Here is a 22,794-nt window from a genome sequence, read left to right on the forward strand (position 1 = left end):
GGAACACCCGAGGACGGACGTGCGATGACCACCCCCGACCCCGCGACGCTCTCCGCCGCCGAGAAGCGCGCGCTCCTCGCCGAACGCCTGCGCCGCAAGAAGGCCGCCCGGCCCCGGGAGCACCGGTTCCCGGCCTCCTTCCCGCAGCAGCGGATGTGGTTCCTGGACCAGCTGACGCCGGGCGACACCGCCTACAACGTCTGCGGCGCCACCCGGATCCGCGGCCCGCTCGACCTGGACCTGTGGCGGCGCGCCGTCTCCGCGATCGCCCGCCGCCACGAGGCGCTGCGCACCACCTTCCGGGCGGTGGACGGCGAGCCCGTCCAGGTGGTCACCGAGGGCGCCGAGCCGGGCTTCGCCGTCGTACCGTGCGAGCATCTGGCCGGACCGGACGGCGAGGAGGGCGTGCAGGCCCTGGCCCGGGAGGAGTTCTCCCGCCCGTTCGACCTCGCCACCGGTCCGCTGGTGCGGATGCGCTTCCTGCGGCTCGCCGCCGACGAGCACGTACTGCTGCTCACCATCCACCACATCGCCGGCGACCTCTGGTCCACCTCGGTGTTCCTGGACGAGTTGGTCACGCTCTACGGCGCCTACGCGGGCGGCACCGAGCCCGCGCTGCCCGAACTGCCGATCCAGTACGCCGACTACGCGGTGTGGCAGCGCAAGCGGCTGGACGGCGACGGCGCGCGGGCCGACCTGGAGTACTGGCGGCGCACGCTCGACGGGGCCCCGGCCGCCCTGGAACTGCCCACCGACCGGCCCCGCCCGCCCGTGCAGAGCACCCGCGGCGGCTCCCGCCCCTTCGCACTGTCCGCCGAACTGATGGACCGGGTGCGGGAGTTCAGCCGCGCCGAGGGCGTCACCCCGTTCATGACCCTGCTCGCCGCGTTCCAGGTACTGCTGCACCGCTACACCCGGGAGGAGGACGTGGTGGTCGGCGTGCCGGTCGCCAACCGGGGCCGCCCCGAAGTGGAGCGGCTGATCGGCTACTTCGCCAATATGCTGGCGCTGCGCACCGACCTCTCGGGCGCGCCGTCCTTCCGTGAACTGCTGGGCCGGGTCAGGCCGGTGTGCCTGGGCGCGTTCGCCCACCAGGAGCTGCCGTTCGAGCGGCTGGTGGAGGAGCTGCACCCGCGCCGGGACCTCTCCCGCACCCCGGTGTTCCAGGTCTCCTTCGTGTTCCAGAACATCGCGATGCCCTCCTTCGACGTGGCGGGGCTGCACCTGGAGCCGATCGAGGTGGCCGGCAGTACCGCCCGCTTCGACCTGGAGCTCCAGGTCTTCGACCGGCCGGAGGGCCTGAGCGGCCGCTTCGAGTACAACAGCGACCTGTTCGACGCCGCCACCGTCGACCAACTGGCCGACCACCTGCGGCTGTTGGTGGAACAGCTGCTCGACGGTCCGGACCTTCCGGTGGGCGCGGTGCCGATGCTGTCGGCAGAGGAGGAGCGGCGGCTGCGCGAGCGGGGCAACGACACCCGCCGGGAGTGGCCGGACCGGGCGCCGGTGCACCGCCTGTTCGCCGAGCAGGCCGCCCGCACCCCGGCCGCCGAGGCGGTGCGCTGCGGCGCCGAGGCGCTGGACTACGCGGAGCTGGACCGGCGTTCCGACCGGCTGGCCGCCCGCCTCCGCGGGCACGGCGTGCGCCGGGACGTCCTGGTGGGCGTGTGCACCGAGCGCTCGGTCGACCTGGTGGTGGCGCTGCTGGCGGTCCTGAAGTCGGGCGGCGCCTTCGTCCCGATCGACCCCGAGTTCCCGGCGGAGCGGATCGCGTACATGCTGGCCGACTCCGGCCTGCCGGTGCTGCTCACCCAGCGGCCGGTGGCGGAGCGGCTGCCCACGACCGCCGCCGAGGTGCTGTGCCTGGACGAGCCCTACGAGGAGCCTGCCGCCGAACCGGCCGAGGACCCGGCGGTGGCCGAGGACGACCTCGCCTACGTCATCTACACCTCGGGCTCGACCGGGCGCCCCAAGGGCGTGCAGGTCCCGCACCGGGCGCTGGCGAACTTCCTGCGCTCGATGCGGGAACGGCCGGGCCTGACGGCCGAGGACACCCTGCTCGCCGTCACCACCCACTCCTTCGACATCTCGCTGCTGGAACTGCTGCTGCCGCTGGTCACCGGCGCCCGGGTGGTGGTCGCCGAGCGCGGCGCGGCCGCCGACGGCGAGCGGCTGTCCCGGCTGCTGGCCGCCTCCGGGGCGAGCGTCGTCCAGGCCACCCCGTCCACCTGGCGGATGCTGCTGGACGCGGGCTGGCCGGGCGCGCCCGGGCTGAAGGCGCTGGCGGGCGGCGAGGCGCTGCCCGCGGAACTGGCCCGGCGGCTGCGGGCCGGCGGCGTGGAGCTGTGGAACATGTACGGGCCCACCGAGACCACCATCTGGTCGGCGGTGGCCGAGGTCGGGGACGGCCCGATCTCGATCGGCGCGCCGATCGCCAACACCGAGCTGCACGTGCTCGACGAGCAGGGCCGGCTGACGCCGCCCGGGGTGCCCGGCGAGCTGTACATCGGCGGCGCCGGCCTGGCCCGGGGCTACCTGGGCCGGCCGGAGCTGACCGCCGAGCGCTTCGTGCCGCACCCGTTCGGGGCGGGGCCGCAGGACCGGCTCTACCGCACCGGGGACCTGGTGCGCCGTCGGCGCGACGGCGGCATCGAGTTCCTCGGGCGGCTGGACCACCAGGTGAAGGTGCGGGGCTTCCGGATCGAACTCGGCGAGATCGAGAGCGAGTTGGCCCGGCAGCCCGAGGTCGGCCACGCGGTGGTGACGGTCCGGGAGGACGTCCCCGGTGACCAGCGGCTGGTGGCCTACGTGGTGCCGTCGGCCGACGGGGGCCCCGGCCCGGCGGAGGAGTGGCCGGACCAGGTCGAGGAGTGGCGGCGGATCTGGGACACCGCCTACGACGACCCGGACGACGGCCCCGCCCCCGTCGCCACGGTCCCCGGGATCCCCGGCGAGGACCTGCGCGGCTGGAACAGCAGCTACACCGGGGAGCCGATCCCGGCCGGCGAGATGCGCGAGTGGGCCGACCGCACCGCCGAGCGGGTGCTCGCCCTGCGCCCCCGCTCGGTGCTGGAGATCGGCTGCGGCACCGGCCTGATCCTCCAGCGGGTCGCCCCGGAGGTCGAGCACTACTCGGGCACCGACATCTCCGAGGTCGCCCTGACCGGCCTGCGCGAGGTCGTCGACGGCGCCGCCGGCACCCTCGGCGAGGTCGCGCTGCACCTCTGCGCGGCCGACCGACTGGACCGGCTGCCCGAGCGGCTCTTCGACGTGATCGTGCTCAACTCGGTGGTCCAGTACTTCCCGGACGAGCGCTACCTGCTGCGGGTGATCGAGGGCGCGCTGCCCCGGCTCGCCCCGGGCGGCTCGCTGTTCCTCGGCGACATCCGCAGCCTGCCGCTGCTGGAGTCCTTCCACCTGTCGGTCCAGCTCGCCCACGCCGAACCGGGCCTGCCGCCCGCCGAGTTGCTCGCCCGGACCCGCCGCCGGCTGGCCGAGGACGAGGAACTCGTCTTCGACCCCGCGCTGTTCACCGCGCTGCCGAGCCGCTTCCCGGCGGTCCGCGAGGTCCGGGTGCTGCCCAAGCGGGCCGCCACCGCCAATGAGCTGACCCGGTTCCGCTACGACGTCGTCCTCACCACCGGACCGGCCACCACCCGACCGGCCGCCACCGCCCCGGAGGCCCCGGCACCGGATCCGCTGGAGCCGGATCCGCTGGACTGGGCCGCCGAGGGCCTGACCGTGGCCGCGCTGCGCGAGCTCCTCGCGACCCGGCGGCCCGCGCTGCTCGCCGTCTCCGGCGTGCCCAACGCCCGCCTGCGCGAATTCGCCGACACCCTCGGACGGCTGGACGACGGCAGCGAACCGCCCGCCGACCGTCCCGAGGCCGTCGACCCCGAGGAGCTCTGGGCCCTCGGCGAGGCACTCGGCTACCGGATCGACCTCGACTGGTCCGAGCACGGCACCGACGGCGCGTTCACCCTGCTCGCCCACCGGCCCGACGCCGACGGCGGACCCCCGTCACTCGTCCCGCCGCCCGCGACCGAACCGGACTGGGGCCGCCTCGTCAGCGGCACCCGGCGCCGACTCGCCCGCCGCCTCGTCCCGGCGCTGCGCTCCGCCCTGGCCGAACGCCTGCCCGGCTACATGGTCCCGTCCGCGTTCGTCCTGCTGGACGCGCTGCCGCTGACCCCCAACGGCAAGACCGACCGCAAGGCGCTGCCCGCGCCCGACGGCGACCGCCGCGACCTCGACGCGGTGTACGTCGCCCCGCGCGACGAGCGCGAGGAGGCGCTCTGCGCGCTGTTCGCCAAGGTGCTCGGGGTGCCGGCGGTCGGCGTCCACGACAGCTTCTTCGACCTCGGCGGCCACTCGCTGCTCGCCACCCGGCTGATCTCCCAGATCCGGTCCGCCCTGGGCACCGAGGTCCAGGTCCGGGCGCTGTTCGAGACCCCGACGGTGGCCGGACTGGCCGCACGCCTCGCCGCCGAGGACCCCGACCGGACCCCCGGGGCGCCCCGCCCGGCGCTGGCCCCCGAGGCCCGGCCCGCCGAACTCCCGTTGTCCTTCGCCCAACGCCGGCTGTGGTTCCTCGACCGGCTGGAGGGCCCCTCCGCCACGTACAACATCCCGATGGCGGTACGGCTGACCGGCCCGCTGGACACCGACGCCCTGCGGGCCGCACTCGCCGACGTGGTGGAGCGGCACGAGGCGCTGCGCACCGTCTTCCCCGACACCGGCGGGGTGCCGCGCCAGCACGTGCTCGACCTGGCCGCCGCCCGCCCGGGGCTGACCGTGACCGAACTTCCCGAGGCAGCCGCGGCCGCCGAGGCCGTGCGTGCCGCCGCCCGCCACACCTTCGACCTCGCCCGCCGGATCCCGCTGCACGCCGAACTGCTGCTGCACGGGCCGGAGTCGCACACCCTGGTCCTGGTGGTGCACCACATCGCGGCCGACGGCTGGTCCGTCGCCCTGCTCGGGCGCGACCTCGCAACCGCCTACACCGCGCGCCTCGGCGGCCGCCCGCCGCAGTGGGCGCCGCTGCCGGTCCAGTACGCCGACTACACCCTGTGGCAGCACCGGCTGCTCGGCGGCCAGGACGACCCGGACAGCCTGCGCAGCACCCAACTCGCCTACTGGCGCGAGGCCCTGGCCGGACTGCCGGAGCGGATCGCGCTGCCCGCCGACCGCCCGCACCCGGCCTCGGCCACCCACCGCGGCGGTACCGTCGCCCTGCGCTGGGACGCCGAACTGCACACCGCCGTCGCCACGCTGGCGCGCCGGCACGACGCCAGCGAGTTCATGGTCGTGCACGCGGCCCTGGCCGCCCTGCTGCACCGCCTCGGCGCCGGGGACGACATCCCGGTCGGTGCGACCGTCGCCGGCCGCACCGACGCCGCCACCGAGGACCTGGTCGGCTTCTTCGTCAACACCCTGGTGCTGCGCGCCGACCTGTCGGGGGCGCCGAGCTTCCGCGAGCTGCTGGCCCGGGTCCGCGAACGCGGCCTGGACGGGTACGCCCACCAGGACGTCCCGTTCGAGTTCCTGGTGGACGCGCTGCGCCCGGCCCGCTCCACCGCGCACCACCCGCTCTTCCAGGTACTGCTGGCCTGGCAGAACGTCCCGGACGCGGTGCTCGGCCTGCCCGGTCTGACCGAGCAGGCCGTGCCAGTGGACAGCGGCGGCGCCCGGATGGACCTGGTGTTCTCGCTGACCGGCCGCCGCGCCCCCGGCGACGGCGCGCCCGCCGGGATCGACGGCGTGGTGGAGTACAACGCCGACGTCTTCGACCCGGCCACCGTGGAGCTGCTGGCCGAACGCCTGCGGCGGATGCTGCTGGCGGTGTGCGCCGCCCCGGACCGCCCGGTCGCCGAGGCCGAACTGCTCTCCGCCGACGAGCGTCAGCTGCTGCTGACCGACTGGGCCGGAGGCCGACTCCCGGCCCACTCCCCCGCCACCCTGCCCGCGCTGTTCGAGGCCCAGGCGGCCCGCACTCCGGAGCGGACCGCCGTCGTCGACCCCGGGCGGGAGCTGACCTACGCCCAGCTGGACGCCGAGGCCAACCGGCTGGCCCATCTGCTGATCGCCCGCGGGGCGGGCCCGGAGCGGCCGGTCGCGGTGGCGCTGGGGCGCTCGGCCCGGTCGGTGGTGGCCATGCTGGCCGTGGTCAAGGCGGGCTCCGCCTACCTGCCGGTCGACCCGGACTACCCGGCGGCACGGATCGCCTTCCTGCTCGACGACGCCCGCCCGGTGCTGCTGCTGACCGACGACGGGTCGGCCGCCGCCCTGCCGGAGAGCGAGGTCCCGGTGCTGCGGCTGGACCGGCCCGAGGTGCTCGCGGAGCTGGCCGCCCGCCCCGCCGTCGCACCGACCGACGCCGACCGCGCCGAGCCGCTGACCCCGGCCCACGCGGCGTACATCATCTACACCTCGGGTTCCACCGGCACCCCCAAGGGCGTGGTGGTCACCCACACCGGCATCCCGGGCCTGGTCGCCGCGCAGGCCGAGGGCTTCGGCCTGGACGAGCACAGCCGGGTGCTGCAGTTCGCCTCGCCGAGCTTCGACGCCTCGGTGGCGGAGCGCTGCGACGCGCTGCTGACCGGCGCCGCGCTGGTGGTCGTCCCCAAGGAGGAGCTGCTGCCCGGCGAGCCGCTGACCCGTACCTGCGAGCGCTACGGCGTCACCAACGCGACGCTGCCGCCCAGTGTGCTGGCCGCCGTGCCGGAGGGCGGACTGCCCGCCGGACTGTCCCTGGTGGTCGCGGGCGAGTCCTGCCCGGCCGCGCTGGCCGACCGGTGGTCGGCGGACCGGCGGATGGTCAATGCCTACGGGCCCACCGAGACCACGGTGTGCGCCACCCTGACCGGGCCGCTGACGCCCGGCGCCGGTGCCCCGCCGGTCGGCCGGCCGATCGCGGGCGCCCGGGTGTACGTGCTGGACGAGGGACTGCGGCCGGTGCCCGCCGGTGTGCCCGGCGAGCTGTTCGTGGCCGGCGCCGGCCTGGCCCGCGGCTATCTGGGCCGGCCCGGGCTGACCGCGCGCCGCTTCCTGCCCGACCCGTTCGGCGCGCCCGGCACCCGGATGTACCGGACCGGGGACCTCGTCCGGTGGCGGGCGGACGGCCGGCTGGACTTCCTCGGCCGCACCGACCACCAGGTGAAGGTCCGGGGCTTCCGGATCGAGCTGGGCGAGATCGAGTCCGCGCTGTCCGCCCGTCCGGACGCGGCCCGGGCCGTGGTGACGGTCCGGGAGGACCGGCCGGGGCAGCGCACCCTGGTCGGCTACCTGGTCCCCCGCCCGGGGGCCGCGCCCGACCCGGCGGAGGTGCGGGCCGCGCTCGCCGCCGAGCTGCCGCCGTACCTGGTCCCGGCGGCGGTGGTGGTGCTCGCCGAGCTGCCGCTCACCGCCAACGGCAAGGTGGACCGCGACCGGCTGCCCGCCCCCGGCTTCGCCCCGGGCGCCGGGTCCGGCCGGCCGCGCACCCCGGTCGAGGAGACCCTGTCCGCGATCTTCGCCGAGGTGCTCGGGCTGCCCGAGGTCGGCACCGGGGACGGCTTCTTCGACCTCGGCGGTGACAGCATCCAGGCGATCCAGGTGGTCTCCCAGGCCCGCAGCGCCGGGCTGATGATCAGTGCCCGGGACGTCCTGGCCCATCAGTCGGTGGGCGCGCTGGCGGCCGTGGCCGTCCCGGCGGACGGGACGGTCGGGCCCGAGGACGACGGCGTCGGTACGGTCGGGCCCACCCCGATCACCGAGTGGCTGCGCGAACTGGACGCCCCGATCGACGAGTTCAGCCAGGAGGCGGTGATCGCCCTGCCGCCGGCCGGGGTGCTGGACCTGCCGCGGCTCACCGCCGCGCTCCAGGCGCTGGTGGACCACCACGCCGTGCTGCGCTCCCGGTTGACCGTGGGCCCGGACGGCCGCTGGGAGCTGGAGACCGGCCCGGTCGGCTCGGTGCGGGTCGCCGACCACCTGGTCCGGACGGACGCGGCCGGAGCGGACTCCGGGCAACTGCGGGCGCTGACCGCCGCCGAGGCCGGCGCCGCCCGCCGCCGACTGGACCCGGCCGCCGGGGTGATGCTCCGGGCGGTCTGGCTGGACACCGGGGAGCACACGCCCGGCCGGCTGCTGCTGGTCCTGCACCACCTGGTGGTGGACGGCGTCTCCTGGCGGATCCTGCTGCCGGACCTGCGGGCCGCCGGCGAGGCCGTGCTCGCGGACCGTCCGGTGCTGCTGGCGCCGGTCGGCACCTCGGTGCGGCGCTGGTCGGAGCTGCTGGCCGCCGAGGCCGCGGCACCGCACCGACTGGCCGAACTCCCCGACTGGCAGCGGCTGCTGACCGGCACCCCGGCACTGCTGCCCACCACTGGCACGGTCACCGGCACCGGCACCGGCACCAGCACTGGCACTGGCACTGGCACCGGCACCGGCACCGGGCGGCTGGTCCTCACCCTCCCGCCCGAGGACACCGCCGCACTGCTCGGCACCGCCCCCGGCGCCTTCCACACCGGCGTGCAGGAAGTGCTGCTGGCCGCGTTCGGCATCGCCCTGGAGGAGTGGCGCCGCCGCCGCGCGCCGCTGGACCCGCCGGCCGACGGCGTCCTGGTCGCCGTGGAGAACCACGGCCGCCAGGAGGACCTCGCCGAGGGCGTCGACCTGTCCCGCACCGTGGGCTGGTTCACCGGCGTCCAGCCGGTCCGGCTCGCCCCCGGCCCGCTGAGCTGGGCCCGGGTCACCGAGGCCGGGACCGAACTGGCCGCGGCCGTGGTCCGGATCCGCGAACAGCTGGCCGCGCTGCCCGGCGACGGCCTCGGCCACGGGCTGCTGCGCCGGCTCAACCCCGCGACCGCCCCCGCACTGGCCGAACTGCCCGCCCCGCAGGTCGCTTTCAACTACCTCGGGCGCTTCGCCGACGCCGGACCGGACACCCCCTGGGCACCGGTCACCGCCGACGCGGCGCTCGCCCTGGGCGACCTGGACGCCCCGGTCGGCCTGCTCACCCACCCCGTGGAGCTCAACGCCGTCACCTACGACAGCCCCGACGGCCCCCGGCTGGCGGCCGGCTGGACCTGGGCCGAGGGCGTGCTCACCGAACCCGAGGTGCGCGAACTGGCCGAGACCTGGTTCGCCGCCCTCAGGGCCGTGGCGGGCTGCGCGGCCCTGCCCGGTGCCGGCGGTCCGCCGCCCGCGGGGAACACCGACCGCCGACGGCGCCGACCCGCCCGAACCGCCGGTCCGGTGCCGCCGGCCGACCGCACCCACGGTGTGCCGCTGTCCTTCGCCCAGCTGGACATCGTGCACCAGCCCGTCGACCCGGAGTCCTCGCACCACAACGTCATCACCGCGACCGTGCTCACCGGCGTCCTCGACCCGGGGGCGCTGCGGGCGAGCCTGGACACGATCGTGCAGCGGCACGAGGCGCTGAGGACCAGGATCGTCGAGGACGGGCCCGGCGACTGGCGCCAGTTCGCCGACCCGGTCGGCGGCTGGCCGCTCGCCGCCGTCGACCTGCGCGAGCACCCCGCCGCCGACCGCCGGGAGGCGGTGCGCCGACTGGTCGCGGCCGAGGTGGACCGCCCGTTCCGGCTGGCCGAGGGCCCGTTGGTGCGGGGCACCCTGATCGCCACCGAACCCGGCGAGTGGGTACTGGTGCTGGTGCTGCACCACATCGTGGTCGACCTGTGGTCGTACGCGCTGCTGGGGCGCGAGCTGGGCGAGCTGTACGCGGCCCGGGTGCTGGGCCGCGAACCGCGGCTGCCCGCGCCGTCCGTCCAGTACCCGGACTGGGCGGCCTGGCAGCGGCGGCGGCTCGCGGACGGCGTGCTGGACGAGCATCTCGCCTACTGGGAGAAGCTGTTGGCGGACCTGCCGGCGCTGCCCCGGTTCGAGGCGCCGGAGCACCAGCGGGCCGAGGCCGTCACCGGGTACACCAGCGGCTTCGTCCTGGAGCCCGCGATCACCGCGGCCCTGAAGGAGGCGGCGCAGCGCGAGGGGGTGACGCTGTTCATGCTGCTGCTGACCGGCTTCCACCTGCTGCTGCAGAGCTATGCGCGGGGCGAGGCGCCGGGGCAGGAACCGGGCGGCGACCTCGCGGTCGGCTTCCCGCTGGCCGGCCGGGAGCACCCGCAGACCGAGCAGATGATCGGCTTCTTCATCAACCCGGTCGTGGTCCGCCCCCGCCCGGCAGAGGACGCGACCGTGCGCGAGCTGCTGGCCGCCGTCCGGGCCGGTGTCCTGGACGCCCATCTGCACCAGGAGGTCCCGCTGCGGCAGCTCCGCAAGGACGCCGGGGAGGACCACAACCCGCTGCGACTGCTGTTCAACCTGCTGAACGTGGCCGGCGACCCGCTGGACCTGCACGGCCTCACGGCGGCGCCGCTGAGCCTGGACGTCGGCGACGCCGAGGTGATCCCGGAGCTGGTCACCGAGATGCGCCCGCACAACGCCGACCTCTATCTGATGATGCACGAGTCCGAGGCCGGGCTGCGCGGCCTGTGGCTGTACTCGCCGGACCGGATCGACCCGGAGTCGATGGCGGCCATGATGCGCCAGTGGCCCCTGGTGCTGGAGCTGTTGACGCACCGGCCGGACCTCCCGCTGGCCGAGCTGCGGCGCCGCGTCCGCGACCGCCCGACGGGCTGACCCGCCCGACCGCCCCTCACCGGCCCGACCTCCCGCGCCTCCCGCGCCTCCCGACCCGAAAGGCCTTCGATGAACCGCACCGCCAACCCCGTCGCGCTGATCACCGGCGGCACCCGCGGCATCGGCCGCGCCACCGCCCTGCGGCTGGCCGAGGACGGCTACGACATCGCCCTCTGCTACAGCGCCGACGCCGACGCCGCCCGCACCCTGGAGAAGGAGTTGCTGGACCTCGGCCGTGCCGCCTACGTCCGGCGGACCGATGTCGCGGACGCCGAGGCCGTCCGCGACCTTGTGGACGGCGCCGAGGACGCGCTCGGCCCGATCACCGCACTGGTCGCCTCGGCGGCGATCCTCCGCGACACCCCGCTGCTGCTGATGGAGGACGAGGACTGGCAGGACGTGCTGCAGGTCAACCTCAGCGGGGTCTACCACGCCTGCCGCGCGGTCGTCGACGGCATGGTGCTGCGCCGCCACGGCGCCATCGTCAACCTGTCCTCGGTGGCCGGGATCTGCGGCAACGCCGGACAGACCAACTACGCGGCGACCAAGGCCGGGATCATCGGCTTCACCCGCTCGCTCGCCCAGGAGGTGGGCCGCTACGGCATCCGGGCCAACGCGGTCGCCCCCGGCTACATCGACACCGACCTGGTCGCGCAGCTGCCCGAGGAGGCCGTCGAGCGCTCCCTCGAACAGGTGGCCCTGCGCCGCCTCGGCCGCCCGGAGGAGGTGGCCGACCTGGTGGCCTTCCTGCTCTCCGACCGGGCGAGCTACCTCACCGGCGAGGTGCTCCGGATCGACGGCGGCTTCCGCTGACCCGACCCACCGCCCCGACCTCCCCCGCCCTCCCCTGCTCGCCCCTGGAGCCCATCGTGCAATGGACCGTCCTGGTCAACGACGAACAGCAGCACGCCCTCCACCCCGCCGACCGCCCCGCCCCCGCCGGCTGGCACCCCACCGGCTTCACCGGCACCGAGGAGTCCTGCGCGGCCCACGTGGACGCGACCCGGCCCGACGTCCGCCCGCTTCCGCCGCGCTCCTGAGGGGCGCCCTTCACGTCTCCTCGAACCATTCGGAAACTTTCCTAACCAAATCCATTGACCCCGCGGCCCGGGACCCCGATTCTGTGAGACACCCGCCGCGGGCGCCGTCGTCGTCCGCCGCGGGCGGTCCTCCACCTCCCCCTGAGCTGCCGTCAGCCCCGTGCGGCGGATCGACGAAAGCGAGTTGGCATGCGCAAGACCATCGGAGTCCGCCTCACCGCCCCGCTGCTGGCCGCCACCCTCGGTCCGGCCGGCCTCCTGCTGGCCCCGGTGGCCTCCGCCGCGGCGGACCCGGCCGTCGCGAACCCCGCCGTCGCGGCCGCGCCCGGGATGGCCGCCGCGCCCTACGAGTACCTCGGCTGGGGCAACCCGCAGAAGCCGACGGACGTGATGAAGGCGACCGGCGTCAAGTGGTTCACGCTGGCCTTCATCCTCTCCGACGGCGGGTGCAACCCGAAGTGGGACGGCAGCCGGCCGCTCACCGGGGGCTCCGACGAGGCCGCGATCAAGTCGATCCGGGCGGCCGGCGGCGATGTGGTGGTCTCGGTCGGCGGGTGGAGCGGCAACAAGCTGGGCGAGAAGTGTTCCAGCGCGAGCGCGCTCGCCGGCGCCTACCAGAAGGTCATCGACGCCTACAAGCTCAAGGCCTTCGACATCGACATCGAGGACACCGAGTTCGGGAACGCGACGGTCCGTCAGCGGGTGGTCGACGCCCTGAAGATCGTCAAGACCAAGAACCCCGGCCTGGTCACCTACATCACCATGGGCACCACGCCCACCGGCCCGGACGCCACCGGCAAGGACCTCATCAAGCGCGGCGCGGCGGCCGGCCTCGCCAACGACGGCTGGGTGGTCATGCCGTTCGACTTCGGCGGCCACAGCGGCACCATGGGGCAGGCCTCGGTCGGCGCCCTGGAGGGCCTCAAGGCGGCGGTGAAGAGCGCCTACGGCTACAGCGACGACGCCGCCTACCGGCACATCGGGGTGTCCTCGATGAACGGGAAGACCGACGAGGCCGGCGAGACCGTCACCACCGCCGACTTCCGCACCCTGCTCGGCTACGCCCAGCAGCACCACATCGCCCGGTACGCCTTCTGGTCCGTCAACCGCGACCGCGCCTGCGGCTCGGGCACCGACGCCGACGCGTGCAGCGGCGTCGCGCAGTCCCCGTACGAGTTCACGAAGATCGTCGTCCAGTACCAGGGCTGAGCCCCCGGCCGGGGGGCGGCGGCCGGTCCGCCGCAGCCGCGCCCCCGACCGGTCAGCCCAGGTAGCGGCCGTCCCTGGCGACCACCCGGCCGGCCCGGACCACCAGCTCGCGCGGCGGCAGGTCGACGACGACCTGCGGGAGGCACTCGCCGGACACCAGCATGAAGTCCGCCGGCGAACCCGGCTCCAGGGTGACCCCCGGCAGGTCGAGCAGCTCGGCACCGCCGTCGGCGGCCAGCGCGAAGCACGCGGCCAGCTCCTCGTCCGTGCGGGCGTCGGTCGTCCAGCCGAGCAGGTGGGCCCGGTGCAGCATGTCCGCGTTGCCGAACGGGCTCCAGGAGTCCCGCACGCCGTCCGAACCCAGGCCCACCCGCACGCCGTGCGCCCGGAGTTCACGGAACGGCAGGACCTGGTGCGCCGAGGGGGCGACGGTGGTGAGCCCGACGCCGGACCCGGCGAGCAGCTCGGCGAGCTCGTCGAACCGCTCGCCGCCCAACTCCGGGACGCAGAAGGCATGGCTGACCACCACCCGGTCGGCCAGACCGGCCGCCCTGGTCCGCGCGGCGATGTCGCGCAGCGGGGCGAGTCCCCGGTCGCCCCGGTCGTGCAGATGGACGTCCAGCCGCAAGCCGTACCGCTCGGCCAGACCGAAGACCAGGTCGAGCTGGGCCGGGCCCTCGCCGTCCGGACCGCCGTCGAACCCGTCCGGGTCGATGCCACCGACCGCGTCGATCAGCCCGCCCGCCGCCGCCTCGGCCAGCAACGCCCCCGCCCCGGGGGTGCGGCGGACGCCGTGCTGCGGGAAGGCGACCAGCTGGACGTCCAGCGCCCCGGCCAGCCGCTCCCGTGCCTCGGCCAGACCGGTCACCCCGGCCAGGCCGAACGCGGGCGCGACGTCCACGTGCGCCCGGACGGCCCGGGTGCCGGAGGCCACGGCGTGGGCGAGCAGCCGGTGGGCGCGCTCGGCGAGCGGGGTGCGCTGGTGCCGGTGGAGGTCGACGTCGCCCTCCACGTACTCGGGCAGCGAACCGGCCGGGCGCCGGCTGTACCAGGGCTCGCCCCAGGCGGTCTTGTCCGGGTGGATGTGTGCGTCCACCAGGGTGGGCAGCGCGATCCGGCCGGCGCCGTCGACCACCTCCGGCTCGGCGCCCTCCGGCAGCCGGTCGACCAGCAGGCCGTCGACGGCGACCAGGTCGACGGCCCGTTCGGCGCCGTACGGGCGGACGTCGCGGAACACGGTGACGGCGGGGGCGGCCATGGGGTCAGCCTCTCGGTCAGGGGGCGCTGAGGACGGGAAACGTCCAGTGTCCCGCCGATTCCCGGCCGGGGGATCGACCGATCGGACGACACGGCCGTCCACCGACCGTCGCCCCCGGACGGGCCGAGCCGCCGATTCCCCGCCGGCGCCCGATGACGGAGGGTGGGAGGCGGCCCAGTCCGAGGAGGAGCCGTGACCACCCGCGCCGCACTCGCCCGCACCGCTGTCCTGACCGCGCTGACCGCAACCCTGCTCGCCGCCTGCGGCAGCCCGGCCCCCACAGCCGCGCCCGCGCCCACCGCCACGCCCACGTCCAGCGCACCGACCACAGCCACAGCCGCAGCCACGGCCGGGGCTTCCTCCCCCACCCTCCTCGTCACCGACTTCGGCGCCGACACCGTCACCTTCGTCGACCCCGCCCGCCCGGGCCGCGCCGCCGACCTCGGCTCCGTCCGCGTCGGCACCGCCCCGTACGGCCTCGCCGTCGCACCCGACGGCACCGCCTGGGTCGCCACCGCCGAGGGCGTCGCCGCCGTCGACACCCGGACCCGCACCCGCGTCGCCCTGGTCCCCCACACCACCCGCACCGGGCCGGTCACCACCGGCGAGTACCGGGGCGGCGGCATGGGCATCGCGCTCTCCCCGGACGGCGCCCGCGCCTACGTCGGCGTCAACGTGCCCGGCGGCAACGGCACCCTGGAGGTCGTCGACACCGCGACCCGGACGGTCGTCCAGGTCGTCCCGGTCGGCCGCCGGCCCTTCGACGTGGACGTCTCCGCCGACGGACGCCAGGTCTACGTCACCGACCACGACTCCTTCGACGTCACCACGGTCGACACCGCCACGTGGGCCACCCGCCGGACCGAGGTCGCGCCGTACGGCACCGAGGGCGGGCTCGGCTCCTGGCTGAAGCCGCACTACACCGCCGTCCGCCCCTCCGACGGCGCGCTGCTGCTCCCCTTCGAGGGCGAGCGCCTCGCCGTGGTCGACCCGTCCACCGGCCGGGTCACCGTCGAGCCGATGACCGCCAACACCCATCAGCACGGCGTCACCGCCGCCCCCGACGGCACCCTCTACATCGTCGGCACCGGCCCGATCGACCCCGCCGCCGACGCCGGACCGTCCCTCACCGTCCGCGCCCCCGACGGCAGCGAGCGCCTGGTCCCGCTGGACGGCCCGCACGAGACCGTCACCCTGTCCCCCGACGCCCGCACCGCCTACGTCTCCGGCGGCTTCACCCGCGAGGGCGGCTGGGACGGGCTCACCGTCGTCGACACCGCCACCGGCCGCACCACCCGCCTCCCCGTCGGCCACCTCCCGCTCGCCGTCGCCGTCCTCCCGGACCGCCCCTGACGGAGCGTCCCGGTCCCCACGGCCGGCTCCGCTCCCGGCCGGCTCGGCTCCCCACCGCCGTGCGGCGGGTTCACGCGCTGCGCCGGCGGATCGCCCGGCGTTCGGCTTCCGTCGTCCCGCCCCAGACGCCCTCCACGGCGACGTTCAGCGCCCAGTCCAGGCACTCCCGCGCCACCGGACAGCGGCCGCACACGGCCTTCGCCTCCTCGTTCTGCGCGACGGTCGGGAAGCTGGTGCCGCTCCCGATGGGGAAGAAGAGTTCGGGGTCCGTGCCCCGGCATCCGGCCGACGCACGCCAGTTCATCTCCCGCACGGTGCACTCCGTTCTCGCGGTCTCCTCCTCCATGACTGCGCAGGGGCGGCGTTTGTGACATCGGCCGCCGGGCGCGGCAGGAGCGGCCGGGGACCTCGCGGCGGTGCGGCAGCTCGCCGGGCAAGGGCGGCCGGTCCGGCGCCGAACGTCGACCGGCCCCCGGATCGAGCAATCACTCTGTCCTATAAGTCAGTTGACGTATCTTCCGCTTCGGATCCCCCTCGGTCGTTGACGACCGGCCGCCCGGAGGATTGGCTTTCCCGGAAAGCCCGCCACCGGGAGGGAGCCCGGCCGGGCCAACCGAGGGGAAGCCTTGATGACACGTACCAGCCGGACGTCCCGCAACCGATGGCTCGCGGGCGGCGGAGTGCTGGCCGCGGCCGCCGTGATCGCCGCCACCGCCGCCCCGGCCCAGGCCCTGGCCCGGCCGGTGGCGCGCGGTACCGTCCAGATCAGCACCGGGGTGAACGGCACCGCCCCCGACGGGCAGTCGTTCAGCCAGGGCATCAGCGCGGACGGCCGCTACGCCCTGTTCACCTCCTGGGGCACGAACCTGGTCGGGCAGCCCTCGAAGGGCGGACGCGACGCCTATGTGACCGATCTGCGCAACGGGCGCACCGAGCGGGTCAACCTCTCCGACGCGGACGAGCCGCTGAACGGCTTCACCGACTACGTCGCGATCAACGCCAACGGCCGTTACGTCGCCTTCGACAGCGAGGCCGAGGGCGTGGCCCCAGGCGCCCGGGTGACCGGGCGGACCGAGGTGTACCTGCGCGACCGCTGGACCGGGCGCACCGAGCTGATCAGCGGCAGCGCCGCCGGGACCGACACCGACCAGTACCACTCCTCCTACGCGCCCTCGATCAGCGCGGACGGCCGGTACGTGGCGTTCGTGTCCTCCCGGACCGACCTGGACCCGACCGTGGTGGACACCGAGCCCCCGGCCACCGGCGCCGACCCGTCGCTGGCCCGGCCGTACACCTGGAAGTACAACGTCTACCTCACCGACCGGCGGACCCACACCACCCGGCTGATCTCCCGGGACTTCAACGGCAAGCCGGGCGAGAGCCTCTCGGTGCACCCGACGATCAGCGCGGACGGCCGCACCATCGGCTTCTCCTCGCTCTCGGCGCTGCTCCCGGAGGACCAGCCGGCCCCGGCACCCGACCCCGCCGACGTGGAGGCGACCCCGGGCGCCGCCGAGGCCGCTCGCCGGATCACCCCACCGGGGGCGGCGCAGTCGCTCGCCTCCCACCCGACCTCCGCCGTCTACTACGTCTACGACGTGCCCACCGGGCGGCTGACCCCGGTGAGCACGGGCACCGACGGCGTCGTGGGCAACTCCAGCTTCGCGGCGACGATCAGCCCCGACGGGCGGCGCGCGATCTATACCCTGGCCGAGCCCGGCGGCTCGACCAACGGCCACCGCTACCACACGGTGCTCCACGTCCGGGACCTGCGGACGGGCACCGTGACCAAGGTCAGCGGCGGCCTGCCGGGCACCAGCTCGGTCGGTTCCTCGGACCACGGCTCGATCACCGCCGACAACCGCTGGCTCTACTTCGAGTCCGCCGCCGACAACCTGGTGGCCGGCCCGCAGCACGCGGACTGGGACGTCTACCGCCAGGACCTGCGCACCGGCCGCACCGAGCGGGTCTCCACCGCCGCCGACGGCTCGCTCGGCAACGGCTCGTCGCAGGAGCCCTTCGTGGACGCCGCGGGCCGCACGGTGGTGTTCGGTTCGACCAGCCGCAACCTGGTGGCCGGCACCGACGCTCCGGCGGCCGAGGACTCCCAGGTCTTCAGCACGTCCGTCGGGCGCCACCGGGGCGACGGCGACGACCGGGGCGAGAACGCGAACGACTGACGGGCCGGGAGCGCCGTTCAGTACGGCCCGACCGGCCGCACAGGCCGGTCGGGCCCGTTGCCGTCGGGACAGGAACGAGGGCCGCCCCCGCCCCGCCCCCGCCTCCCGACCCCGACACGCCGACGGGGCGGCGGCCTGCTTTGCGATTAATAATGCCCAGTATTAATCTTGGCCCCATGGCAAGGACGTCGGCGGGCCACGAGACCCGCGAGAGGCTGATCCGGGCGGCGGAGGAACTCTTCGCCACCCGGGGCGTGGAAGCCTCGCTCACCAAGGACATCGTCCGGCTGGCCGGACAGAGCAACCCGTCCGCCGTGCAGTACCACTTCGGCTCCCGCGAAGGGCTGCTGGACGCGATCATGGCCGCCCGCCAGGAGCGCACCGAGCGGGCACTCGCGCCCAGGCTCCCCACCCTGGCGGAACAGGACCTCCCCGGACTGCTCGACGCCCTGGTCACCGCCGAGGCCACCGAGCTGCGCACCGAGCAGGGCCGGCACTGCCTGCGGATCTCGGCCCAGATCAGCCACAGCAGCGGTGTCCGCACCCGGACCCCGCACCCCACCCTCGCGGGCGGCGGCTACTGGCGGCTGATCGAGCTGGCCGAGCAGCGGATCTCCGGCCTGCCGGAGCCGATCCGGCTGGAGCGGCTCGACCTCGCCCTCACCCTGGTCGGCGCGGCACTGGCCGACCGGGCGCAGCAGTACCTCACCGGGTCCACCCCCCTGACGGACGAGGAGACCTTCCTCGCCGACCTGGTGACGATGTCCGCCGCCATGCTCTCCGCCCCCACCCCCTCCAGGAGCACGCCATGAACGACCTGACCGGCAAGACCGTCATCATCACCGGCGGCGCCCGCGGCCTCGGCGCCGAGGCGGCGCGGCTCGCCGTCGCCGCCGGCGCCAATGTGGTGATCACCGACGTGCTGGAGGAGGACGGCCTGGCCACCGCCGCCGAACTCGGCGAGCGGGCCCGGTTCGCACGGCACGACGTGACCTCGGAGGAGGACTGGCAGCGCGTGGTGGACCACGCGGTGGCGGAGTTCGGCGCGGTGCACGGCCTGGTCAACAACGCGGGGATCTCCACCGGCACCCTGCTCGCGGACGAGAGCGTGGCGTACTTCCGCAAGGTGCTGGACGTCAATCTGACCGGGGTGTTCATCGGGATGAAGACCGTCGTCCCGGCGATGCGCGCGGCCGGCGGCGGCTCGATCGTCAACATCTCCTCGGCGGCCGGCCTGATGGGCCTCGCCCTGACCGCCGGTTACGGCGCCTCCAAGTGGGGCGTACGCGGCCTCAGCAAGATCGGCGCGGTCGAGCTGGGCACCGAGCGGATCCGGGTCAACTCGGTGCACCCGGGCATGACCTACACCCCGATGACGGCGGCGGTCGGCATCCAGCAGGGTGAGGGCAACTACCCCAACACCCCGATGGCCCGCGTCGGCGAGGCCCCCGAGATCGCCACCGCCGTGGTGTACCTGCTGTCCGACGACGCCTCCTACGTGACCGGCGCCGAACTCGCGGTGGACGGCGGCTGGACCACCGGGCCGACCGTCAAGTACGTGATGGGGCAGTGAGCCTGGCGCTCCGTCGGGCCGCCTGACCCGACCCTCCCGCGCGCCGCGTCCCGGCCCTGTTCGGGCGGGGCGCGCGGGAGTCCGCCGCCCGCCGGCCTACCGCACCCCGTCGAGCAGGACCGGGAGCTCGCGGTGCCCGTTGGAGATCAGCGACTCGACGGGCCGGAGGTCGGCGTCCGGGGCGAGGGCGAGGTCCGGGAACCGCTCGAAGAGCATCCGCAGCGCGGTCGCCCCCTCCAGCCGGGCCAGCGGGGCGCCGAGGCAGAAGTGCGGGCCGTGGCCGAAGGCCAGGTGCTCCTTGACCGGGCGGGTGACATCGAAGACGGCGCCGTCCTCGCCGTAGCGGGAGGGGTGGCGGCCGGCGGCGGCGTAGGAGGCCAGGATCGGGTCGCCCTTCCGCAGCACCACCCCGCCGGGCAGCTCGATGTCCTCGACGGCGAAGCGCAGCGGCAGATGCGCCACGGGCGCGTCGCGGCGCAGCGCCTCCTCGACCACGTCGCCCCAGCCGACCTTGCCGGCCCGGACCAGGGCGAGCTGCTCCGGGTGGGTGAGCAGTGCGGCGATGGCGTTGTCGATCAGGTTGACGGTGGTCTCGTAGCCGGCCGAGACGACGAGCAGCAGGGTGTCGCGCAGCTCCTCCTCGGTCAGCGCCGAGGCGCCGGCGTTCACCGCTGTCCCGCTGTCCCGCTCCGCCCCGCTGTCCCCCTCGGCCGCATCCTCCCCGTCGCCGGTGTCGCGGGCGGCGATCAGCAGCGAGGTCATGTCGTCGGCGGGCTCGCGGCGCTTGGTGGCGATCAGCTCGTCCAGCATGCCGTAGAAGGCCGTCAGGTTGGCGACGGCCTCCTCGGTGGTGCGGGTGGTGTCGAAGACCCGGTCGACGGTGGTGCGGAAGCTGTCCGTGAGAGCGTCCGGGAGTCCCAGCAGCCGGGCGACGACCTGGATCGGCAGCCGGTAGGCGAGGTGTTCGCGCAGGTCGACGGGGGTGCCGGGCGGCGTCGCGGCCAGGTCGTCCAGCAGGGCGCCGGTCAGCTGCTCGACCTGCCCGGTCATGGCGGTGATCCGGCGGACCGAGAACGCGGTGCCGACCAGCCGGCGCAGCCGCCGGTGCTCCGCGCCGTGGGCGGTGAACATGTTGCGGGCGGCCACCCAGATCGCCAGCGGCCAGGTGGGGACGACCTCGGCGAAGTCCGGCCAGTGCTGGAGGCCGTCCTTGGACACCCGGGGGTCCTTGAGCAGTTCCTCCAGCAGCGCCGGGTCGGCCACCGCCCAGGCCCGCACCCCCAGCAGGTCGACGGGCGTCGCCGGCCCGCGCTCGAACAGCTCGGCGGTCTCGGCATCGCGATTGCGACCGGTCGGGTCCAGCACGAGTCGTTCCACGGGGGCTCCTTCGGTCGGGTGACGGAGGCACGCGGCGATCGGGCCGCCACGCACGGGGACGAGCATGCCGCCGCGCGCCGGTCACGTCGAGAGGGCCTGTGTGGCACGGACGGTGACGGTTCATCAGGTTCTCGGGATCCCCGGCGCCGGAAATCGGGTGGCGGCCGACATCCCCGGCTGTTAGCCTGCTGGGACTGTTGATCTTTTCTGTGATCTTTCCCCTGATCACGTCCTCAAGGAGACCGGACATGGTGGTGGACGACGACATCTCCGGGTGATTACCCGGAGCCGACAGGCCGCTCGCCGGTGCATCGAAGCACCGCTGCCGCGGCCCGGCTGTCGTCCCCTCCTCCCCTTTGTCCGGCCCCCGGGCGGGTGTGTCCTCCCCCGCCCTGTCACTCCACGAGGTCACCACCATGTCCGGCGCTTCCGTCGTCTGCACCAACCTGTCCTTCTCCTGGCCCGACGACACCCCCGTCGTCCAGGACCTCTCCTTCGCCGTCGGCCCCGGCCGGACCGGCCTGGTCGCCCCCAACGGCAGCGGCAAGAGCACCCTGCTCCGGCTCCTCGCCGGTGAACTGCGGCCCTCCGCCGGGTCGGTGACCGTCGACGGCGTCCTCGGCCACCTCCCGCAGACCCTCCCGCTCACGGCCGGCCTCACCGTCGCCGAGGTCCTGGGCGTCGCCGAGGTGATCCGGGCCATCGACGCGGTGGAGTCCGGGGACGTCGACGAGCGGCACTTCACCACCATCGGCGACGACTGGGACATCGAGGAGCGCACCCGCGACCGGCTCGACCGCCTCGGCCTGGGCCACCTCGCCCTCGACCGCGACCTCGGCACCCTCAGCGGCGGCCAGATCGTCTCGCTGGGCCTGGCCGGCCAGTTGCTGCGGCGCCCCGACGTGCTGCTGCTCGACGAGCCCACCAACAACCTCGACCGCGACGCCCGGCACCGGCTCTACGACGCGCTGGACGACTTCCACGGCTGCCTGCTGCTGGTCAGCCACGACCGCGAACTGCTCGACCGGACGGACCGGATCGCCGAGCTCGACCGGGGCGGGCTGCACTTCTTCGGCGGCAACTTCACCGCGTACGAGGAGGCCGTCCGGGCCGAGCAGGAGGCCGCGGAGCGCACCGTCCGCAGCGCCGAGCAGGACCTGAAGCGGGAGAAGCGGGAGCTGCAGCAGGCCCGTGAGCGGGCCGAGCGCCGGCAGAGCAACGCCGCCCGCAACCTGAAGAACGCCGGGCTGCCCAAGATCTTCGCCGGCACCATGAAGCGCGGCGCCCAGGAGTCCGCCGGACGGTCCGGCCAGGTGCACGCCGGCCGGGTCGGCGAGGCCAAGGCACGCCTCGACGAGGCCGGGCGGGCGCTGCGCGAGGAGCAGCGGATCGTGGTGGAGCTGCCGGACACCCAGGTGCCCGCCGGACGCACCCTGTTCCTCGGCGAGCGGCTGCGGGTCCGGCTCGGCGGGCGGGAGCTGTTCGCCGAGCCCGGTGTCGACCTGACCGTCCGGGGCCCGGAGCGGATCGCGCTGACCGGGTCCAACGGCTCGGGCAAGAGCACCCTGCTGCAACTGCTCGACGGGAGCCTGACCCCGGACGGCGGCACGGTCCGGCGGGCCGAGGGCCGGATCGCGCGGCTGTCCCAGCGGCTGGACCTGCTCGATCCGGACCGCACCGTCGCCGAGAACTTCGCCGCGTTCGCCCCGGAGCGCCCGGAGGCCGAGCGGATGAACCTGCTGGCCCGCTTCCTCTTCCGGGGCCCCGGCGCCCAGCTGCCGGTCGGGCTGCTGTCCGGCGGCGAGCGGCTGCGCGCCACCCTCGCGTGCGTCCTGTGCGCGGACCCGGCACCGCACCTGCTGCTCCTGGACGAGCCGACGAACAACCTCGACCTGGTGAGCGTCGGCCGGCTGGAGAGTGCCCTGACCGCCTACCGGGGCGCGTTCGTGGTGGTCAGCCACGACGAGCGGTTCCTGGAGCGGATCGGGGTGACCCGCCGGCTGCACCTGTCCGACGGCGGACTGCGGGAGGCGGCGGTGCCCACCGCGTCCTGACCCGCCCGGCGGTGGTCGTCCCGGCAGCGGTACCGGGACGACCACCGCCGACGGGGCGACTACCGGCGAGTACGGCGTGCTCCGCGCGGCGGCCCGGGGACGCTGCTCC

The 22,794-nt window shown here is 75.1% G+C and carries 12 protein-coding genes; 9 read left to right on the forward strand and 3 right to left on the reverse strand.

Going from position 1 to position 22,794, the window contains the following annotated elements:
• The first annotated feature begins 24 nt into the window (after positions 1-24).
• From IF01_RS48425 to IF01_RS0123060, 4 genes are all read left to right on the forward strand, one after another.
• Positions 25-10,641, forward strand: coding sequence for a non-ribosomal peptide synthetase (locus IF01_RS48425; RefSeq protein WP_051755993.1), 10,617 nt, complete (start codon positions 25-27; stop codon positions 10,639-10,641).
• A 69-nt stretch (positions 10,642-10,710) separates the two neighbouring features.
• Entirely contained in the window at positions 10,711-11,454 is a 744-nt protein-coding gene (gene fabG, locus IF01_RS0123050; protein ID WP_030395408.1) for a 3-oxoacyl-ACP reductase FabG, read from the forward strand.
• Between the two features lie 56 nt (positions 11,455-11,510).
• Complete coding sequence (locus IF01_RS0123055) at positions 11,511-11,681, forward strand: MbtH family NRPS accessory protein (RefSeq protein ID WP_157855318.1); 171 nt, start codon at positions 11,511-11,513, stop codon at positions 11,679-11,681.
• 189 nt (positions 11,682-11,870) lie between these two features.
• Entirely contained in the window at positions 11,871-12,890 is a 1,020-nt protein-coding gene (locus IF01_RS0123060) for a chitinase (RefSeq protein ID WP_030395409.1), read from the forward strand.
• A gap of 52 nt (positions 12,891-12,942) precedes the next feature.
• On the opposite strand, the gene IF01_RS0123065 is transcribed toward IF01_RS0123060, so the two are convergent.
• Positions 12,943-14,148, reverse strand: coding sequence for an amidohydrolase (locus IF01_RS0123065; protein WP_030395410.1), 1,206 nt, complete (start codon positions 14,146-14,148; stop codon positions 12,943-12,945).
• A 192-nt stretch (positions 14,149-14,340) separates the two neighbouring features.
• Here IF01_RS0123065 and IF01_RS0123070 point away from each other — a divergent pair, with 192 nt between their 5' ends.
• Entirely contained in the window at positions 14,341-15,501 is a 1,161-nt protein-coding gene (locus IF01_RS0123070) for a YncE family protein (RefSeq protein WP_030395411.1), read from the forward strand.
• A 70-nt stretch (positions 15,502-15,571) separates the two neighbouring features.
• On the opposite strand, the gene IF01_RS0123075 is transcribed toward IF01_RS0123070, so the two are convergent.
• A complete protein-coding gene (locus tag IF01_RS0123075) occupies positions 15,572-15,805 on the reverse strand; it encodes a WhiB family transcriptional regulator (RefSeq protein ID WP_030395412.1) in 234 nt (77 codons plus the stop codon).
• Positions 15,806-16,130: 325 nt separating this feature from the next.
• Between IF01_RS0123075 and IF01_RS0123080 the strand changes: the two genes are divergently transcribed.
• The 3 genes from IF01_RS0123080 (at position 16,131) to IF01_RS0123090 (ending at position 19,254) form a co-directional block, all read left to right on the forward strand.
• A complete protein-coding gene (locus IF01_RS0123080) occupies positions 16,131-17,681 on the forward strand; it encodes a TolB-like translocation protein (protein WP_078880221.1) in 1,551 nt (516 codons plus the stop codon).
• A 176-nt stretch (positions 17,682-17,857) separates the two neighbouring features.
• Entirely contained in the window at positions 17,858-18,493 is a 636-nt protein-coding gene (locus IF01_RS0123085; RefSeq protein WP_030395414.1) for a TetR/AcrR family transcriptional regulator, read from the forward strand.
• Positions 18,490-19,254, forward strand: a complete 765-nt coding sequence (locus IF01_RS0123090) for a glucose 1-dehydrogenase (RefSeq protein WP_030395415.1) — start codon at positions 18,490-18,492, stop codon at positions 19,252-19,254. Before IF01_RS0123085 ends, IF01_RS0123090 begins: the two co-directional genes overlap by 4 nt.
• 96 nt (positions 19,255-19,350) lie before the next feature.
• Here the strand turns inward: IF01_RS0123090 and IF01_RS0123095 are convergent, their stop codons facing one another.
• Complete coding sequence (locus tag IF01_RS0123095; RefSeq protein ID WP_030395416.1) at positions 19,351-20,631, reverse strand: cytochrome P450 family protein; 1,281 nt, start codon at positions 20,629-20,631, stop codon at positions 19,351-19,353.
• A gap of 416 nt (positions 20,632-21,047) precedes the next feature.
• On the opposite strand from IF01_RS0123095, the gene IF01_RS0123100 reads away from it, so the two are divergent.
• Positions 21,048-22,685, forward strand: coding sequence for an ABC-F family ATP-binding cassette domain-containing protein (locus IF01_RS0123100; RefSeq protein ID WP_030395417.1), 1,638 nt, complete (start codon positions 21,048-21,050; stop codon positions 22,683-22,685).
• Positions 22,686-22,794: the final 109 nt, after the last annotated feature.

Origin of the sequence: Kitasatospora purpeofusca, from assembly GCF_000718025.1 — a bacterium.
GTDB lineage: Bacteria > Actinomycetota > Actinomycetes > Streptomycetales > Streptomycetaceae > Kitasatospora > Kitasatospora purpeofusca.